We start from the raw sequence: 17,571 nt of genomic DNA on the forward strand, positions 1-17,571 counted from the left end.
TTGATGGTCAGCCGTTGCCCGATGTCAGCTGGCGCAGTTGCTCCAGCAGCTTCGCTGCCGGCGCCGGCAGGATGCCCTGGCGGCGCCGGTACACCGACAGCCGGCGCGGCATCCGGGCGCCTTCAATGGGCAGCGGCAGGATCAAGCCGGCCTTTTGCTCGGCCTCGTACATCGGCGCCGCCATCCAGCTGAGGAAACCCGCGCGGGCCACCAGCGCCTTGAGCGCAATGATCGAGCGGGTTTCGGCGACGATGTCCGGCGGCGCCAGCCCGGCCCGCGCGAACAGCCGCTGCAGTTCGTCGAATGGCGCCGTGCCGCGCGGCGGCATGACCCAGCGGCAGCCGGCGGTATCCGCCAGCCGCAGCGCCGTCCGGCCCATCAGCGCATGCCCGGCCGCGGCGACCACGAAGCTGCTGTCGCTCCAGCCCACGTCCGCCACGGCGCAGATTTCCTCGTTCTCCGGCAGCGCGATGCCGATGGCCAAGTCGATCTCGCGGCGCAGCAGCGCATCGGCGAGGAAATCTCCCACCCCTTCGACGATGCGCACGCGCAGCCCGGGCCAGCGGGCCAGCACCGCCTCGATCGCCTCCGGCAGCACCACGCTGGCCACGCTGGCGACGGCGCCGACGCGGATGGTGCCGGCGGCCAGCCCGCGCAGCGCGCGCACGGCCTCGGTGGCGTGCTCGGCTTCGTGGCGCAACAGGTTGGCGTGCGGCAGCAGGGCCTCGCCGCAGGCGGTCAGCACCATGCCGGTGGCATAGCGTTCGAACAGCGGCGCGCCCAGCTGGGCTTCCAGCCGCTGGATGGTGCGGCTCAGGGCCGGCTGGGTGACATTCAGCTGGGCGGCGGCGCGGCCCAGGCTGCCGTGTTCGCACACCGCAAGGAAGGCAAGGAGCTGTCGCAGGTCGAGGGTCATGCCGAATCGTAATGACTTTGCCCCAAAACGGCAATTTCCGGGCAAGGGCTGGCTGTCCATACTGGTCGGCAAGCTTAGTCCCCGATTCCGCACCGGAGCCTCCACCACCATGGCCAGTTCTGCCTCGCCTGCCGCCTCCGCCACTCCCGCCTCCTCCACCACCGTGCGCAGCGCCGTGCTGGACCTGCTGCGCGCGTTCGGCATGACCACCATCTTCGGCAATCCCGGCTCGACCGAGCTGCCGCTGTTCCTCGATTTCCCCGACGACTTCCGCTACATCCTCGGCCTGCAGGAATCCGTGGTGGTGGGCATGGCCGATGGCTATGCGCAGGCCACCCGCAACGCGGCCTTCGTCAACCTGCACTCGGCGGCCGGAGTCGGCCATGCCATGGGCAGCATCTTCACCGCGCACAAGAACCGCACCCCGATGGTGATCACGGCCGGGCAGCAGGCGCGCTCGATCCTGCCGTTCGAGCCCTTCCTGTTCTCGGCCCAGGCCACCGAGCTGCCCAGGCCGTATGTGAAGTGGAGTTGCGAGCCGGCGCGCGCCGAAGACGTGCCGCTGGCGCTTGCGCGCGGCTACTACATCGCCATGCAGCCGCCGCGCGGGCCGGTGCTGATTTCGATTCCCGCCGATGACTGGGCCCGTCCGTGCGAGCCGGTGCTGCCGCGCACGGTCAGCACGGAAAGCCGCGTGCAGCCCGAGCTGCTGGCGCAGGTCGGCGCAGCCCTTGATGCCAGCCGCCGGCCGGCGTTCGTGGTGGGCGCGGCGGTGGACCGCGATGGCGCCTGGGACGATGTGGTGCGCCTGGCGGAACGGCACCAGGCGGCGGTGTGGGTAGCGCCGATGTCGGGGCGCTGCGGCTTTCCGGAAGACCATCCGCTGTTTGCCGGCTTCTTGCCGGCGATGCGCGAGAAGATCGTCGCGCTGCTGACGGGCCACGACCTCGTGTTCGCGCTGGGCGCGGCGGCCTTCACCTATCACGTCGAGGGGTTTGGCCCCCATGCGCCGCCCGGCGCGGAGGTGGTGCAGCTGATCGACGACCCGAATATCGCCGCATGGGCGCCGGTGGGCACGGCCGCGGTCGGCAGCATCCGCCAGGGGGTGGCCGACCTGCTGGCGCGCCCGGCGCCGCCGCGGCGCGAAGCCCCGCGCCCGCGCGTGCCGGCGCCGCGCGCCGAGCCCGGCGCGCCCGGTGCGCCGATCAGCGTCGCCTATGTCCTGCAGACGCTGGCGCAGCTGCGCGACCCCGATTCCATCGTGGTCGAGGAAGCGCCCAGCGCGCGCCCGGTGATGCATCGCTACCTGCCCATCCTGCGCAGCGAGACCTTCTATACGATGTGCAGCGGCGGGCTTGGCTACGGGCTGCCCGCGGCTGTCGGCGTCGCGCTGGGCAAGCCGGGGCGCAAGGTGATCGGCCTGGTCGGCGACGGCTCCAGCATGTATTCGATCCAGGCGCTGTGGAGCGCCGCGCAACTGGGCCTGCCGATCACGTTCATCGTGCTCAACAACCGGCGCTACGCCGCGCTGCAGGAGTTCGCGCCGACCTTCGGCTTCGGCAGCGCCGATGCGCTGGTCGGCACCGCCTTGCCCGACCTCGATTTCGTGTCGATCGCGCTCGGGCACGGCTGCGAGGCGGCGCGGGTGACCGACGCCTCTGCATTGCGCGAAACGCTGGCCGCGGCCCTGCGCATGCGCGTGCCGACCGTGGTGGAGATCGAGGTGGCCTGAGCCGCGCCGCCGCAAGACCGACGAAGTATCCCTTTCAGGAGACGCCAGGATGCAAAGCATCACCATGCTGATCAACGGCGAGCACACGCACGCCGCCAACGGTGCCACCTTCGAGCGCCGCAACCCGCTTGACCACAGCGTGGCCACGCGGGCGCCCGCGGCCACCGCCGCCGATGCGCTGGCCGCGGCCGACGCTGCCGCGCGCGCCTTCCCGGCCTGGCGCGACACCGGTCCGGGCGAACGGCGCGCCTTGCTGATGCGTGCGGCGCAGGCACTAGAAGGCAAGGCCGGGGCGCTCACCGCCGCGATGGCGGCAGAAACCGGTGCGTCGGCAATGTGGGCCGGCTTCAATGTGCACCTTGCCGTCGGCATGCTGCAGGAAGCGGCCGCGCTGACCACGCAGATCAACGGCGAGGTGATTCCCTCCGACGTGCCGGGCAGCCTGGCCATGGCGGTGCGGCAGGGCGCGGGCGTGGTGCTGGGCATCGCGCCTTGGAACGCACCGGTGATCCTGGGCGTGCGCGCCGTGGCCACGGCGCTGGCCTGCGGCAATACGGTCATCCTGAAGGGCTCGGAGATCTGCCCGGCCACGCATGGCCTGATCGTCGATGCGCTGGCGGAAGCGGGCTTCCCGGCGGGCGTGGTCAACTTTGTCACCAACGCCTCCGCCGATGCCGCCGCGGTGGTCGAGGCCATCATCGCTCACCCGGCCGTGCGCCGCATCAACTTCACCGGCTCCACGCGCGTGGGGAGGCTGATTGCGCAGACCTGCGCGCGCCACCTCAAGCCAGTGGTGCTGGAACTGGGCGGCAAGGCGCCGCTGGTGGTGCTCGACGATGCGGACCTGGACGCCGCGGTGGACGGTGCCATCTTCGGCGCCTTTGCCAACTCGGGCCAGATCTGCATGTCCACCGAGCGCATCGTGGTGGATGCCAGCATCGCGGACGCCTTCGTGGCGCGCTTTGCCGCGCGCGCCGGCGCCTTGCCGCTGGCGGATCCGCGCACCGGCCCGGCGGTGCTGGGTTCGGTGGTCGACATGAGCACCGTCGAGCGCTGCAACGCGATGATCGACGACGCGCTGGCCAAGGGCGCGCGGCTGGTCTGCGGCGGCAAGGCAACCGACACGCTGATGCGGGCCACGGTGCTGGATCACGTGACGCCGGACATGGAGATCTATCGCGAGGAATCGTTCGGGCCGGTCAAGGCGGTGGTGCGCGTGGATGGCGTGGAGGCGGCCATTGCCTGCGCCAATGATTCCGCCTATGGCTTGTCGGCGGCCGTGTTCGGCGGCGATGTGGCGCGCGCGATGCGGGTGGCCGGCCGCATCGAATCGGGCATCTGCCACGTCAATGGCCCGACCGTGCACGACGAGGCGCAGATGCCGTTCGGCGGCGTCAAGGCGAGTGGCTATGGCCGCTTCGGCGGCAAGGCCGGGATCGATGCCTTCACCGAACTGCGCTGGATCACGGTGCAGACCACGCCACGGCAATATCCGTTCTGAGTGGCGCCGCGCAGCGCTGCGGCAGGCATTGCCACAACGCAAGACAGGAGACAACCATCATGCGATTCCCCCACCGTATCGCGCGCGCCCGTTGCGCCGCACTGTGCGCACTGGGCCTGCTGGCTGGCGCGAGCGCGCCGGCTGCCGCGCAGCCGTGGCCGTCCAAGCCGATCCGGCTGGTCGTCAACTTCCCGGCCGGCGGGGCCGCGGATACGCTGGCGCGCGGCATCTCGCCCGGGCTGTCCGAGGCGCTGAAGCGTCCGGTGGTGATCGACAACCGCCCCGGCGCCAACGGCATCGTCGGCGGCGATGCCGTGGCCAAGGCGCCTGCCGATGGCTATACCTTCCTGCTGACCTCGGGCGGCGCGGTGGCCATCGATCCCTTCCTGTACAAGAAGATGCCGTACGACCCGCTCAGGGACCTGACCCCGGTCGCGTCGGTGGCGCTGGTGCGGGTCTACCTGCTGGTGCATCCGTCGGTGCCGGCGAAGACGCTGGACGAGTTCATCGGCTATGTGCGCGCGCATCCCGGCAAGCTCAGCTACGGCTCGGCCGGCAACGGCAGCACGCCGCATATCGCTGCCGAGATGTTCAAGCGTGCCGGCAAGCTGGACGCCATGCACGTGCCGTACAAGGGCGCGGCACCGGCCCTGAGCGACCTGCTGGCAGGGCAGGTGCAGTTCATGTTCGATCCCGGCCCCGGCCTGCAGCACGTGGCCAGCGGCAAGCTCAGGCTGCTGGCGGTGGCCAGCGCGAAGCGCGCGGCGCAATACCCGGACGTGCCGACGCTGGCCGAAGCCGGCCTGCAGGACGTCGACGGCGACTCGACCTTCGGCGTCTATGCGCCCGCCGGCACGCCGCCGGCCATCGTCGAGCGCATGAACCGCGAGATCAACCGCACGCTCGCCGGCGCGCAGCTGCAGGAAAACGTCAGCAAGCTGGGCGGCGCCGTGGCGCCGCTGAGCATCCAGGCGTTTGCCGAGCGGCAGAACGCGGATCGGGCGCGCTATGGTGGGTTTATCCGGCAGGCGGGGATTACGGTGGATTGAAGCATGAAAAAGGGCGGCATGTTGATGCCGCCCGAATTCGCTGAATGGCGTCGCCAGCGCCGGTTTGCTCCCCTCTCCCGCTTGCGGGAGAGGGGCAGGGGGTGAGGGCAGGCACTGGCATACCACTGGCCGGATTTCATGGATACGCCCGGCCCTCACCCCAGCCCTCTCCCGCAAGCGGGAGAGGGAGCAAACAAGCAGTCCTTACTTCGACAACACCTTCATCGCCTGTTCCAGCCCCGCCAGCGTCACCGGATACATCCGCCCCTTCATCAGCTGGTTGATCACCGTGATCGACTGCCGGTACTGCCACAGCCCTTCCGGCTCCGGGTTGAGCCAGACGAAGTGCGGGAACTGCTCGGTCATCCGGTTCAGCCACACCGCGCCGGGCTCGGCGTTGTTGTACTCGACCGAGCCCCCGGGCTGCAGGATCTCGTACGGGCTCATGGTGGCGTCGCCGACGAAGATGATCTTGTAGTCGGGCGTGTACTTGTGCAGCAGGTCCCACGTCGCCAGCTTCTCGGCGTGGCGGCGGCGGTTGTTCTTCCACACGTAGTCGTACAGGCAGTTGTGGAAGTAGTAGTACTCCAGGTGCTTGAATTCGGTCTTGGTGGCCGAGAACAGCTCTTCCACGCGCTTGATGTGGTCGTCCATCGAGCCGCCCACGTCCATCAGCATCAGCACCTTGACCTTGTTGTGGCGCTCGGGCCGCAGCTTGATGTCGAGCAGGCCGGCGTTGGCCGCGGTGGAATGGATGGTGTCGTCCAGGTCCAGCTCGGTGTCGGCGCCTTCGCGGGCGAAGCGGCGCAGCCGGCGCAGCGCGACCTTGATGTTGCGCGTGCCCAGTTCGACCTGATCGTCATAGTCCTTGTAGGCGCGCGCCTCCCACACCTTGATCGCGGTGCGGTTGCCCTTGGACGGGCCGCCGATGCGGATGCCCTCGGGGTTGTAGCCGCCATGGCCGAACGGCGAGGTGCCGCCGGTGCCGATCCACTTGTTGCCGCCCTCGTGCTTTTCCTTCTGCTCCTCGAGCAATTGCTTGAGGCGCTCCATCAGCTTGTCGAGGCCGCCCATGGCCTCGATCTTGGCTTTTTCCTCGGGCGACAGTTCGCGCTCCAGCGTCTTCTGCAGCCAGTCGAGCGGGATGTCGGACTTCCAGTCGACCAGGCTCTCAACGCCCTTGAAATAGGCGGCGAAGGTCTGGTCGAACTTGTCGAAGTGCTTCTCGTCCTTGACCAGCGTCATCCGCGACAGGTAGTAGAACTCGTCGATGGACGGCGAGATGACCTGCGCCTTGAGCGCTTCCAGCATGGTCAGGTATTCCTTGACCGAGACCGGCAGCTTGGCGTGGCGCAGCGAGAAGAAGAAATCGATCAGCATGGTGCCTCGCTTTCAGTCGGCGGCCGCTTCAGCGCGGACGGTCGAGCTGGAATTGCAGGTGTTGCCGCACCGCCGGCCATTCGCTGGCGATGATCGAAAACACCACGGTGTCGCGCAACGAGCCATCCGGCATGCGCATGTGGTTGCGCAGCACGCCGTCCTGCCTGGCGCCCAGGCGCGCGATCGCGGCGCGGCTCTGCTGGTTCATCCAGTGCGTGCGGAATTCCACGGCGATGCAGTCGAGATGGTCGAAGGCATGGCCCAGCAGCATCAGCTTGCATTCCGTGTTCAGCGGCGTGCGCTGGACCCGGCGCGCATACCAGGTCGAGCCGATCTCCACGCGCCGGTTGTTCGCGTCGATATTCATGTAGGTGGTCATGCCGGCCAGTTCGCCGGCAGCATCGCGCACCACGAACGGCAGCATCGAGCCCTGTTCCTGCAGCGCCAGGCGCCGCGCGATCTCGGCTTCCATGCGCTCGGGCGCGGGCACGCTGGTGTACCAGAGCTTCCACAGCTCGCCGTCGGCGCAGGCGGCGCGCAGGCCCTCGGCATGCTCGGCGCGCAGCGGCTCCAGCGTGACGTGCCGGCCCACCAGCGTGACGGGTTTGACGAACGCAGTCATGACGGGCGGTGCCTCAGCGGTTGGCGCGGTTCATGAACACCAGGCGCTCGAACAGGTGCACGTCCTGCTCGTTCTTCAGCAGCGCGCCATGCAGCGGCGGGATCGCGGCCTTCTTGTCCGGGCTCTTGAGGGCCTCGGGCGGGATGTCCTCGGCCATCAGCAGCTTGAGCCAGTCGATCAGCTCGGACGTGGACGGCTTCTTCTTCAGGCCCGGCAGGTTGCGCATCTCGTAGAACGATTCCAGCGCGGCGGCGACCAGCTCGCGCTTGATGCCGGGGTAGTGCACGTCGACGATCTGCTGCATCGTCTCGGCATCGGGGAACTTGATGTAGTGGAAGAAGCAGCGGCGCAGGAAGGCGTCGGGCAGCTCCTTTTCATTGTTCGAGGTGATGATCACCAGCGGGCGATGCTTCGCCTTGACCAGTTCGCGGGTCTCGTAGACATAGAACTCCATGCGGTCGAGTTCGCGCAGCAGGTCGTTGGGGAATTCGATATCGGCCTTGTCGATCTCGTCGATCAGCAGCACCACCTGCTCGTCGGCCTCGAAGGCCTGCCACAGCACGCCCTTGACGATGTAGTTGCGGATGTCGTGCACGCGGTCGTCGCCCAGCTGCGAGTCGCGCAGGCGCGAAACCGCGTCGTACTCGTACAGGCCCTGCTGCGCCTTGGTGGTCGACTTGATATGCCACTGCAGCAGCGGCATGCCCAGCGCGGCGGCGACTTCCTCGGCCAGCATGGTCTTGCCGGTACCGGGCTCGCCCTTGATCAGCAGCGGGCGCTGCAGCGTGCGCGCGGCATTGACGGCGAGCTTGAGGTCGTCGGTGGCAACGTACTGGTCGCTGCCTTCGAAGCGGACCGGCTGGGTGGAGGCTTGGGCGGAAGCGTTGGCGGTGTTTGACATGAGGCAACCTGAGGTGACGGCCTCGGATCGAGGGCCGGGTTGGCGTGCTTGGCGCGGTCTCTTCGCGCTGTCCTGCGCGCTTTCGTTATGGAAACAGGGTTCGGGGCAGGGTGCGCGCGCTGCCGGAGGCAGCATTCGCGAACGGTCGTGCGGATTCCCGGAATGGGCCAGTATAAAAGACCTTTGCGGTTCGTGTTGGCGCGCGCTGACAGGCCGCCGGCGGCCCGGGCCGTTTGCTGGACTGGCAGGTGCCGGCTGCGGTACAATGCGGCGGTTTGACGCGCCCCCACGTCCAGTTCTCCAGTATCCGGCAGTCCGCGTTCAGAAGTCCCAGCGGCCCTTCCGGGTCGCGGCGATTGCGCGAGGTGGTTCCAGAATGGTGTTCCACACCCCGGCAAACCGACCGGATGCGACATCTCTGGCGGGTTGCACCTCGGCCGGCTGGCTGCCCTGGTTGCCCCGCAGAAGCATTCTGAAACCGTCTCCGCCCGGCAGGGCAGGTCACACGGTTTAACTTCCAATCCGCAAAGACAATGAAAAAGCTCCTCACGATGGTGGTGCTGGGCGCGGCTGCAACGGCCGTGCAGGCACAGGAAGTCAAGGGCAATGGAGACGCTGCCAAGGACAAGGTTGCAATGTGCATCGGATGCCACGGCATTCCGGGCTACCGTGCGTCCTTCCCCGAGATCTATGAAGTGCCGCTGCTGGGCGGCCAGAGCGCCAAGTACATCGAGAACGCGCTGAAGGCCTACCAGAAGGGCGAGCGCAAGCACCCCACCATGCGCAGCATCGCCGCGACGCTGACCGAGCAGGACATCGCCAACGTGGCGGCGTACTACTCGCAGCAGAACGCCGGCACGCAGAACAATTCCCTCAAGTAAGAGACCCCACATGAAGACGCTCAAGACGCTTTCGTTCGCGCTCGGCGCACTCGTGCTGGGTGCTGCCGCCATGCCGGCCTTTGCCGCCGACCTTGCCAACGGCAAGACGCTGGTCGAAAAGGGCAACTGCGTGGCCTGCCACGGCGCCGGCATGAACAAGCCGATCTCGCCGGACTATCCCAAGCTGGCCGGCCAGCATGCCGACTACCTGTACCACGCGCTGATGTCCTACCAGGTGTCGGGCAATGCGCTGGTGGGCCGCTCCAACGCGATCATGGCCGGTCAGGTCAACGCCAACCCGGCGGTCACCGACAAGGAAGGCAAGCCGCGTCCGTTCACGCGCAAGGAGCTGAAGGACATGGCCGCCTACATCGAGTCGCTGCCGGGCGACCTGGTGCTGAAGAAGTAAGGGCCGGCGGCGCCGGCCGCCTGCGCGCAAGAAAACCGCTTCGCTGGAAGCGGTTTTTTTTCGCCCGCGGCCAGGTGTTCAGGCCAGCCGCAGCCTTTGCGCCATGCCTGCGGACATCCATCGGCCGCCATCGCCCACGATCAGCCCGTCGACGCCGGCGTTGCCGCCGGTCAGCCGCGCCCAGGCCGGCTGGCCGGCCACCATCAGCGCGGCGCCCAGCCCGTTGACCGCCGCCACGGTCGGTGCCACCAGCGTGACGCCGTGCGGGCCGGCCGACGGCAGCCCGGTGGCGGGATCGAGCACATGGTGATAGCGCCGGCCGCCGGCGACAAAGCAGCGCTCGTAGTCGCCCGACGACGCCACCACGGCGTCGCTCACCTGCAGCACGCCCAGCAGCCGGGCCGGCGCGAGCGGGTCGCGCACGCCGATGCGCCAGTCGCGCCCTTGCAGCTGGCCCATGGCCAGCACATCGCCGCCGCCGTTGATCATCGCATTGCGCAGGCCGTGGTGCCGCAGCACCCGCATGCCCGCGTCAAGGATCGGCAGCTTGGCAATGCCGCCGAGGTCCAGGCGCATGCCCGGGCGGGCCAGCATGGCCTCGCTACGGCGGGCGTCGAGCCGCACGTGCCGGTAGTCCACCAGCGGGCGCTCGCGCGCCAGTTCGGCGGCGTCGGGAACCCGGTTGCCATCCGCGCCGAAGCGCCAGCCGGCGAACGCGCCCACCGTGATATCGAACGCGCCGCCGCACCGTGTGGAAACCGCCGCGGCGGCCTGCAGCACCGCCATCAGTTCGGGCGCGACGCGCACCGGTTGTCGGCCCGCCGCGCGCTGCAAGGCGCTGACCTGGCTGTCGGGCCGGTAGCGGCTCATCAACTGCTCCAGCCGCGCCATCTCGGCAAAGGCTGCGGCGATGGCGGCCTGCACCGCGCCGCGGCCGTTGTCCTGCACGACGATGTCCACGCGCGTGCCCAGCAAGCGGCGCGATGCGTGCGTGACGGCGGCGTCGGCCAGCGCGGGCCGCACGAACATTCCGATGGCGAGCAGCGGCACGCTCGCGGCGCCGCGCACGATGGCGCGGCGCCGGCGGTCGATGTGCCGCAGGCGGGGAAGGGAAGACTGTGTGGGCAGTAGGGTCTTGAAGCGCATGACGAGGGTGGTGTCGATCGCGAAAGCGGCGGTAAGCCTTGCCGTGCCGCCATTCTGTCCGCGCCGCCGGCGAAAAACATGCATCGTTAATGAATATTCAAGAGAACCATGACGATCATCAACCTCGATTGCGTCAACTGCTTCGACCATCTGTAGCCGGCAGCAGCAAGCCACCACAACACCAACACGCAGCAAGCCGGCGGAGCGGACTCCGCCTTTGCCATGACGGTTCGAGGAACGAAGATGACCAGGCCCACGCAGCACCCACTGCCACCCCACGACGCACCGGCCGCGCCCGCGCGGCGGCGCTTCATCAACACCGCGGCGCTCGCCGGCCTTGCCGGCGTGGCGGCCTGCACCGACAAAGGCGGCGCGCCGGTTGCGGCCACGCCGGCCAGCGGCGCCCATGCCGCGCATGCGGACAACGCCGGCCCCGCAATACACCTGAAGCCGGGCGAACTGGATACCTACTACGGCCTGTGGAGCGGCGGCCATGCCGGCGACGTGCGCGTGCTGGGCCTGCCCTCCGGGCGCGAACTGCACAGGATCCCGTGCTTCGTGCCGGATGCGCTGACCGGGTGGGGCATCACCAATGAATCGAAGCGCGTGATGGGCACGCGCGCCGACGGCAGCCTGCAATACACCGTAGGCGATACCCACCACGTGCATGCCTCGTACAAGGACGGCAACTACGACGGCCGCTATGCCTGGATCAACGACAAGATCAACGCCCGGCTGGCGCGCATCCGGCTCGACTACTTCATCTGCGACAAGATCACCGAGCTGCCCAATGTGCAGGGCTTCCACGGCATCTTCCCCGACAAGCGCGATCCCGTCGACGCCAGCATCAACTACACCACGCGCGTGTTCTGCGGCGCCGAGTTCGGCGTGCCGCTGCCCAATACGCCGACCGAGGACGGCAGCAAGTACCGCTCGCTGTTCACCTGCGTCGACGCCGAATCGATGGCGGTGCGCTGGCAGGTGCTGATCGACGGCAACTGCGACCTGGTGGCGAGCTCGTACGACGGCAAGCTGGCCGCGACCAACCAGTACAACGTGGAAATGGGCGTGCGCTTCGAGGACATGATGTCGGCCGAGCGCGATGCCTGCCTGTTCTTCAACATCGCCCGCATCGAGGCCGCGGTCAAGGCCGGCAAGTTCAGGACCATCGGCGACTCGAAGGTGCCGGTGGTCGACGGCACGCATGCCGCCAACCAGGACCCGAAGACCGCGCTGACCGCGTATGTGTCGGTGCCCAAGAACCCGCACGGCGTCAATGCCAGCCCGGACCAGAAGTACTTCATCTGCGCCGGCAAGCTGTCGCCCACGGCCACGGTGATCGACCTGGCCAGGGTGCTCGACTGGTTCGACGGCAAGCTGGCGCGGCTCGACGACGCCATCGTCGCCGAGGTCGAGCTGGGGCTGGGGCCGCTGCATACCGCCTTCGACGGCCGCGGCAACGCCTACACCACGCTGTTTCTCGACAGCCAGGTGGTCAAGTGGAACATCGACGCGGCGATCCGCTTCCACCGTGGCGACAAGAGCGCCAAGTACGTGGTCGACCGGCTCGACGTGCAGTACCAGCCCGGCCACCTCAATGCCTCGCAATCCGAGACCGTGGCTGCGGACGGCAAGTTCCTGGCGGTGGGCTGCAAGTTCTCGAAAGACCGCTTCCTGCCGGTGGGCCCGCTGCACGCCGAGAACGAGCAGCTGATCGATATCTCCGGCGACAAGATGGTGCTGCTGGCGGACCACCCGGTGCACAGCGAACCGCACGACTTCATCATCTTCCGGCGCGAGCTGCTGCGGCCGAAGCAGGTCTACGCGCTCGACGATTTCCCGCTGGCGATCAAGGACTCGCAGCAGTCCGGCGTGTTCCGCAACGGGCGCAAGGTGACGGTGAAGCTCACCTCGCAGGCGCCGGTGTTCAGCCTGCGCGAGATCAGGCTGAAGCGGGGCGACGAGGTCACGCTGATCCTGACCAACCTGGACAAGATCGAGGACCTGACGCACGGCTTCGCCATCCCCAAGTACAACATCAACTTCATCGTCAATCCGCAGGAGACGGCGTCGGTGACCTTCGTCGCCGACAAGCCCGGCGTGTTCTGGTGCTATTGCACCCACTTCTGCCATGCGCTGCATCTCGAGATGCGCAGCCGCATGATCGTCGAGGCCTGAGACGGCTGGCGCGGAGCGTTGCGCGCGGCGCTCCGCCTGCCGCCTTTCCATGATGCACGCAATCTTCAAACGACTCGTGGCCGTGCTGGCCGCGTGGCTGCTGGCGCTCGGCCTGGTTTCGTGCGCGCATGCGGGCGCCTACGAGGCCGAGCTGCCGCCGCAACTGGCCACCGCGTCCGACCTGTGCGCGCTGGTGCCGTGCGCGCAGGTGCTGCCCGGCGCCACGCAGTTCTCGGCGCGCATGGGCCAGCCGCCCTATGTCGAGGGCTATCGCACCGGTCCTGACGGCAAGCGCGAGCTGCTTGGCTACGTCATGCTGTCCACCGACATCACCGATACGCCGGCGTATTCCGGCAAGCCGGTGGTGACGCTGATCGGCATGGACACGCAGGGGCGCTATGCCGGCGTCAAGGTGCTGAAGCATTCGGAGCCGATCCTGCTGCTCGGCATCCCGGAATCGGCGCTGCTCGATTTCAACCGGCAGTACGTCGGCAAGTCCGTTGCCGACAAGATCGAAGTGGGGCAGTCGCGACCCGACGAAGGCGTGGTCGGGATCGATGCCATTTCCGGGGCGACGGTGACGGTGATCGCGCAGAACCAGGTGCTGACTACGTCAGGCGCGGCGGTGGCGCGGCAGGTCGGCCTGCTGGCGCCGGCGCAGCGCGCGCCGGCGCGGTTCGCCGAACACGGCACGCACTACAGCTGGGCGCAGCTGGTGGCGCTGGGCGCGGTGCAGCGCCTGCTGGTGCAGCCGGCGCAGGTGGGGCTGGCGGGCGGCGGCGTGCCGTTCATCGAGTTGTGGTTCGGCGACCTCAACCATGCCGATATCGGGCGCAGCGTGCTGGGCGATGCCGGCTGGCAGGGGCTGCGCGCGCAGCTGCGGCCGGGCGAGCACGCCATCTTCGTGATCCGCACCGCGGGCACGGAATCGTTCAAGGGCTCGGGCTTCGTGCGGGGCGGCATCTATGACCGGGTGCAGGTGCGCCAGGACACGGACGCGTTCACCTTCCGCGACCTGGACTACCTGAACCTCTATGGCGTGGCCGCGCCGGGCGCGCCCGCGCCGACCGAGTCGGCGATCTTCGTGATCCGCTCGCCCGCGTTTTCCGCGGCGTATCCGTGGAAGCTGTCGTTCCTCGGCAACCGGGTCGACCGCGCCACCGGCACGCGCAGCTTTGCCAGCTTCGACGCGCCGTACTGGCTGCCGGCGGCGCTGCTGCAAGGTGGCCGCCCCCATATCGACGTGCCCGAGGCGCCGTGGCGCAAGGTCTGGCGCCGCCAGGCCGGCGCCATCGCGCTGTTCGCCGCGCTGCTGGGCGCCGTCACGCTGGTCTACGCGCTGCGCGACCGCCTGACGCGGCGTGCCACCCACCGGCGCAAGTGGCCGGTGAATGCGTTCAAGTACACGGCCTGGGCCATCAGCATCGTGTTCGTCGGCTTTGGCGCGATGGCGCAGCCTTCGGTGACGCAGGTGCTGACCTGGTTCCATGCGCTGCTGCTGCGCTGGGACTGGGCGCTGTTCCTGAGCGATCCCTTCATCTTCTGCTTCTGGATCTTCATCATCGCCACGGTGCTGCTGTTCGGGCGCGGGCTGTTCTGCGGCTGGCTGTGCCCGTTCGGCTCGCTGTCCGAGGCGCTCTACAAGCTGGGCCGCGTGGCGGGGCTGAAGCGATGGCAGCGGCAGTTGCCGCGGCGCTGGCATGACCGGCTCAAGTGGGTCAAGTATGGCGTGTTCTTCGCGCTGCTGGCGGTGTCGGTGTTCTCGATGGGGCTGGCCGAGCGGCTGGCCGAGATCGAGCCGTTCAAGACCACCTTCCTGGTCGGCATCGGCAACCGCGCGTGGCCTTACGGGCTGTTCGCGTGCGCGCTGCTGGCGCTGTCGCTGTTCATCGAACGGCCTTACTGCAAGTACCTGTGCCCGCTCGGTGCGGCGCTGGCGATGCCAAGCACGTTCCGCTGGTTCGGGCTGCGGCGCAAGCCCGACTGCAACCGTTGCAAGGCTTGCGCGGCGGGCTGCGGCGCGCAGGCGATCGATGCCGACGGCCGCATCGACCAGCGCGAATGCCTGCATTGCCTCGACTGCATGGTGCTCTATACCGATATGCACGGGTGCCCGCCGCTGGCGCGCGAGCGCAAGCGGCGCGAGCGCGACGGGCTGCCAATGACGCCGGTGGCGCGCAACGGGTACTTCATTCCGCTGGTGCCGGTGCAGACCGAAGCCGTGCCGCCATCGGGACCTGATCCGCGCATGCCGACCGATGCCGTGGCACCGCCTTACGCCGCCATGACCGGCGCGGCGCGCTGCTTCGCCGAGCTGTGGGACCACCTGTGGCCATGGAGCGGGCAGGGCTGGCGCTCCGCCGCCGCGTTGCAGCTGGCAGGGGCAGCGCTGGCGCTGGCGGCAACCGTGGCATGGGCGCTGGCGGCCGGCGGGCAGCTGCGCGCCGGCGCGGTGATCGGCTGGTGGCTGGGCTGGAGCCTCTACGAGGTGCTGATCCGGCTGTCGGCAAAGCGCTACGTCAAGGACGGCCCATGGTGGCGCGGGCGCTTCCGGCACGCCACCGTGATGGACATGCTCAGCTATGTCGGCTTCAAGAACCTGCTGGTCGGTGCCGCGCTGTTCCTGGCGCTGAAGGCGATGGGGATGCTGGTCGCATGAAGCTGGTGCCCGCTATCGCGCTGCTATGGCTGGCCTGCGGAACGGCAGTTGCGCACGCCGCCATCTGGCGCGTGCAGCCCGGCCAGTCGCTGCAGGCGGCGATCGATGCCGCAGGCGCGGGCGACACCATCGAGGTCGCGCGCGGCCACTATACCGGCAACTTTACCGTCGGCAAGCCGCTGGTGCTGCGCGGCATCGCGCGGCCGACGCTGTCCGGTGCGCTGCGCGGCGATACGCTGCGCATCGCCGCGCCCGACGTGGTGGTCGAGGGGCTGATCGTGCGCGACTCCGGCGACAGCCTGAAGGACCAGAACGCCGGCATCTACATCCAGCCCGGCGCGCACCGCGCCGTGGTGCGCCGCTGCGAGCTGACCTACAACCTGTTCGGCCTGTGGATCGAAAAGGCCGACGACGTGCGCGTCGAGGCCAACACCATCACCGGCAAGCGCGACTACAACTCGGCGCAGCGCGGCAACGGCGTGCAGCTCTACAACACGCGCGGCGCGCGCATCGTCGACAACCACATCAGCTTCGTGCGCGACGCGCTCTACGTCGACGTCTCGCACCATGCCGTCTTTCGCGGCAACCGGCTGCACCACAGCCGCTATGGCACCCATTACATGAACTCGTACCACAACCTGTGGGAAGGCAACGACAGCTACCGCAACCGCGGCGGGCTGGCGCTGATGGAAGTGCGCGACCAGGTCGTGCGCAACAACCGCACCTGGGCCAATGCCGACCACGGCATCATGCTGCGCACGCTGCAGGACTCGGTGATCGAAGGGAACGTGGTCGCCGATAACGCGCGCGGCTTTTTTATCTACGACGTCGAGTATGCGCAGCTGCGCGGCAACCTGGTGCTCGGCAACGACGTCGGCGTGCACCTGTCGGCGGGCTCGACCCGCAACGTGGTGCAGGGCAACGACTTCATCGGCAACCGCGAGCCGGTGCGCTATGTCGGCGCGCGCGACGAGACCTGGGGCGCGCGCGGTCCGTCCGAGCGCCGGCAGGGCAACTACTGGAGCAACTACCTGGGCTGGGACCGCGATGGCGACGGCGTGGGCGATCTCCCGTACCGGGCCAACGACCTGGTCGACCGGCTCAGCTGGCGCTATCCGGGCGTGGCGCTGCTGCTGGGCAGCCCGGCGCTGCAGGCGCTGCGGCTGGCCGGGAGGCAGTTTCCGGTGATCCGGGCGCCGGGCGTGGTCGACCCGTATCCGCGCATGCGCCCGGCGCGCGCCAACTGGAGGCAATGGCATGAAACGGCCGACGCCAGCCACTGATCCGGCCATGGGCACCATCGTGCTGTCCCACGTCAGCAAGCACTTCGGCGCGCTGCGCGCGGTCGACGATGTCAGCCTGAGAGTCGGGCAGGGCGAGCTGCTCGGGCTGATCGGCCATAACGGCGCGGGCAAGAGCACGCTGTTCCGGATGATGCTGGGCCTGCTGCCGCCCACGCGCGGCACGCTGGCCGTTGCCGGTGCCGCGGTGGGCACGCGTGCGTTCCGCGCCGCGCGCCGAAGCATCGGCTACCTGCCCGAGCACCTGGTGCTGTACGACAACCTGAGCGGACTCGAAACCCTGCGCTTCTTTGCACGGCTCAAGGGCGTGCCGGCGCAGGCGTGCCTGCCGATGCTGGCACAGGTGGGGCTGTCAGATGCCGCCGCGCGGCCGGTGCGCGAGTACTCGAAGGGCATGCGGCAACGGCTGGGGTTTGCGCAGGCGCTGCTGGGCGCGCCGCGCGTGCTGTTCCTGGACGAGCCGACCAACGGCCTGGACCCCGCCGCGATCCGCGACTTCTACGCCATGCTCAATGCGCTGCGCGCGCGTGGGGTGACCATCGTCATCACCTCGCACATCCTGGCCGAGCTGCAGCAGCGCATCGACCGCTTTGCCATCCTGTCCGCGGGCCGGTTGCAGGCCGCCGGCAGCCTGGAGGCGCTGCGCGCGCGGGCTGGGCTGCCGCTGACGCTGTTGCTGCGGGTCGAGGCGGGTGCGCGTGACGAGGCGTTGCGCAGGTTGCGCGCGTTGCCTGCGCTGGAGGTCGACAGTGCGCCGGGCGACCTGACCGTGCGCTGTGCGCCCGCCGCCAAGATGGCCGTGCTGGCCGCCGTGCAGCCGCTGGCAGGCCGGCTGCTGGACCTGCAGATCCGCGAGCCGTCGCTCGAGGACCTGTTTCTCGGGATGGGGGAATAAA

The 17,571-nt window shown here is 68.7% G+C and carries 14 protein-coding genes; 9 read left to right on the forward strand and 5 right to left on the reverse strand.

All coding sequences use genetic code 11. The annotated features are described in order from the left end of the window. Window positions 1–7: 7 nt before the first annotated feature. Complete coding sequence (locus tag CBM2594_RS06420) at window positions 8–916, reverse strand: LysR family transcriptional regulator (protein WP_290367788.1); 909 nt, start codon at window positions 914–916, stop codon at window positions 8–10. A gap of 109 nt (window positions 917–1,025) precedes the next feature. On the opposite strand from CBM2594_RS06420, the gene mdlC reads away from it, so the two are divergent. From mdlC to CBM2594_RS06435, 3 genes are read left to right on the forward strand one after another with little or no spacing between them, the layout of a single operon-like run. Then, window positions 1,026–2,648 carry a benzoylformate decarboxylase gene (gene mdlC / locus CBM2594_RS06425; protein WP_116356102.1) on the forward strand — a complete coding sequence of 541 codons (1,623 nt, stop codon included), beginning with the start codon at window positions 1,026–1,028 and terminating at the stop codon, window positions 2,646–2,648. A gap of 49 nt (window positions 2,649–2,697) precedes the next feature. Continuing rightward, window positions 2,698–4,149: an aldehyde dehydrogenase gene (locus CBM2594_RS06430; protein WP_116356103.1), complete on the forward strand. Its 1,452-nt coding sequence runs from the start codon at window positions 2,698–2,700 to the stop codon at window positions 4,147–4,149. A gap of 59 nt (window positions 4,150–4,208) precedes the next feature. Next, the gene (locus CBM2594_RS06435; protein WP_116356104.1) at window positions 4,209–5,198 is read left to right on the forward strand and encodes a Bug family tripartite tricarboxylate transporter substrate binding protein; all 990 of its coding nucleotides are present in this window, start codon (window positions 4,209–4,211) and stop codon (window positions 5,196–5,198) included. A gap of 204 nt (window positions 5,199–5,402) precedes the next feature. Here CBM2594_RS06435 and CBM2594_RS06440 read toward each other — a convergent pair whose 3' ends face one another. The 3 genes from CBM2594_RS06440 to CBM2594_RS06450 are packed head-to-tail and all read right to left on the reverse strand — an operon-like array spanning window position 5,403 to window position 8,101. Beyond that, window positions 5,403–6,578 (reverse strand): vWA domain-containing protein, encoded by a 1,176-nt coding sequence (locus CBM2594_RS06440; protein ID WP_116356106.1) that lies wholly within the window; start codon window positions 6,576–6,578, stop codon window positions 5,403–5,405. A gap of 28 nt (window positions 6,579–6,606) precedes the next feature. After that, entirely contained in the window at window positions 6,607–7,200 is a 594-nt protein-coding gene (locus tag CBM2594_RS06445; protein WP_116356107.1) for a GNAT family N-acetyltransferase, read from the reverse strand. Window positions 7,201–7,213: 13 nt separating this feature from the next. Beyond that, a complete protein-coding gene (locus CBM2594_RS06450; protein ID WP_116356108.1) occupies window positions 7,214–8,101 on the reverse strand; it encodes an AAA family ATPase in 888 nt (295 codons plus the stop codon). Window positions 8,102–8,634: 533 nt separating this feature from the next. Here CBM2594_RS06450 and CBM2594_RS06455 point away from each other — a divergent pair. Next, a complete protein-coding gene (locus CBM2594_RS06455) occupies window positions 8,635–8,982 on the forward strand; it encodes a c-type cytochrome (RefSeq protein ID WP_012352394.1) in 348 nt (115 codons plus the stop codon). Window positions 8,983–8,992: 10 nt separating this feature from the next. Beyond that, window positions 8,993–9,391, forward strand: a complete 399-nt coding sequence (locus tag CBM2594_RS06460; RefSeq protein ID WP_116356109.1) for a c-type cytochrome — start codon at window positions 8,993–8,995, stop codon at window positions 9,389–9,391. Between the two features lie 78 nt (window positions 9,392–9,469). Here the strand turns inward: CBM2594_RS06460 and CBM2594_RS06465 are convergent, their stop codons facing one another. Beyond that, window positions 9,470–10,420 (reverse strand): FAD:protein FMN transferase, encoded by a 951-nt coding sequence (locus tag CBM2594_RS06465; RefSeq protein ID WP_373457584.1) that lies wholly within the window; start codon window positions 10,418–10,420, stop codon window positions 9,470–9,472. Window positions 10,421–10,780: 360 nt separating this feature from the next. On the opposite strand from CBM2594_RS06465, the gene nosZ reads away from it, so the two are divergent. The 4 genes from nosZ to CBM2594_RS06485 are packed head-to-tail and all read left to right on the forward strand — an operon-like array spanning window position 10,781 to window position 17,570. Beyond that, window positions 10,781–12,715, forward strand: a complete 1,935-nt coding sequence (gene nosZ, locus CBM2594_RS06470) for a TAT-dependent nitrous-oxide reductase (protein ID WP_116356110.1) — start codon at window positions 10,781–10,783, stop codon at window positions 12,713–12,715. A 52-nt stretch (window positions 12,716–12,767) separates the two neighbouring features. Then, window positions 12,768–15,374, forward strand: a complete 2,607-nt coding sequence (locus tag CBM2594_RS06475) for a 4Fe-4S binding protein (protein WP_116357718.1) — start codon at window positions 12,768–12,770, stop codon at window positions 15,372–15,374. After that, a complete protein-coding gene (locus CBM2594_RS06480) occupies window positions 15,371–16,657 on the forward strand; it encodes a nitrous oxide reductase family maturation protein NosD (RefSeq protein ID WP_116356111.1) in 1,287 nt (428 codons plus the stop codon). The genes CBM2594_RS06475 and CBM2594_RS06480 overlap by 4 nt, the downstream gene beginning before the upstream one ends. After that, a complete protein-coding gene (locus CBM2594_RS06485) occupies window positions 16,632–17,570 on the forward strand; it encodes an ABC transporter ATP-binding protein (protein WP_116356112.1) in 939 nt (312 codons plus the stop codon). The genes CBM2594_RS06480 and CBM2594_RS06485 overlap by 26 nt, the downstream gene beginning before the upstream one ends. Window position 17,571 lies beyond the last annotated feature (1 nt).

The sequence above is a fragment of the Cupriavidus taiwanensis genome (assembly GCF_900249755.1).
Lineage (GTDB): Bacteria > Pseudomonadota > Gammaproteobacteria > Burkholderiales > Burkholderiaceae > Cupriavidus > Cupriavidus taiwanensis_D.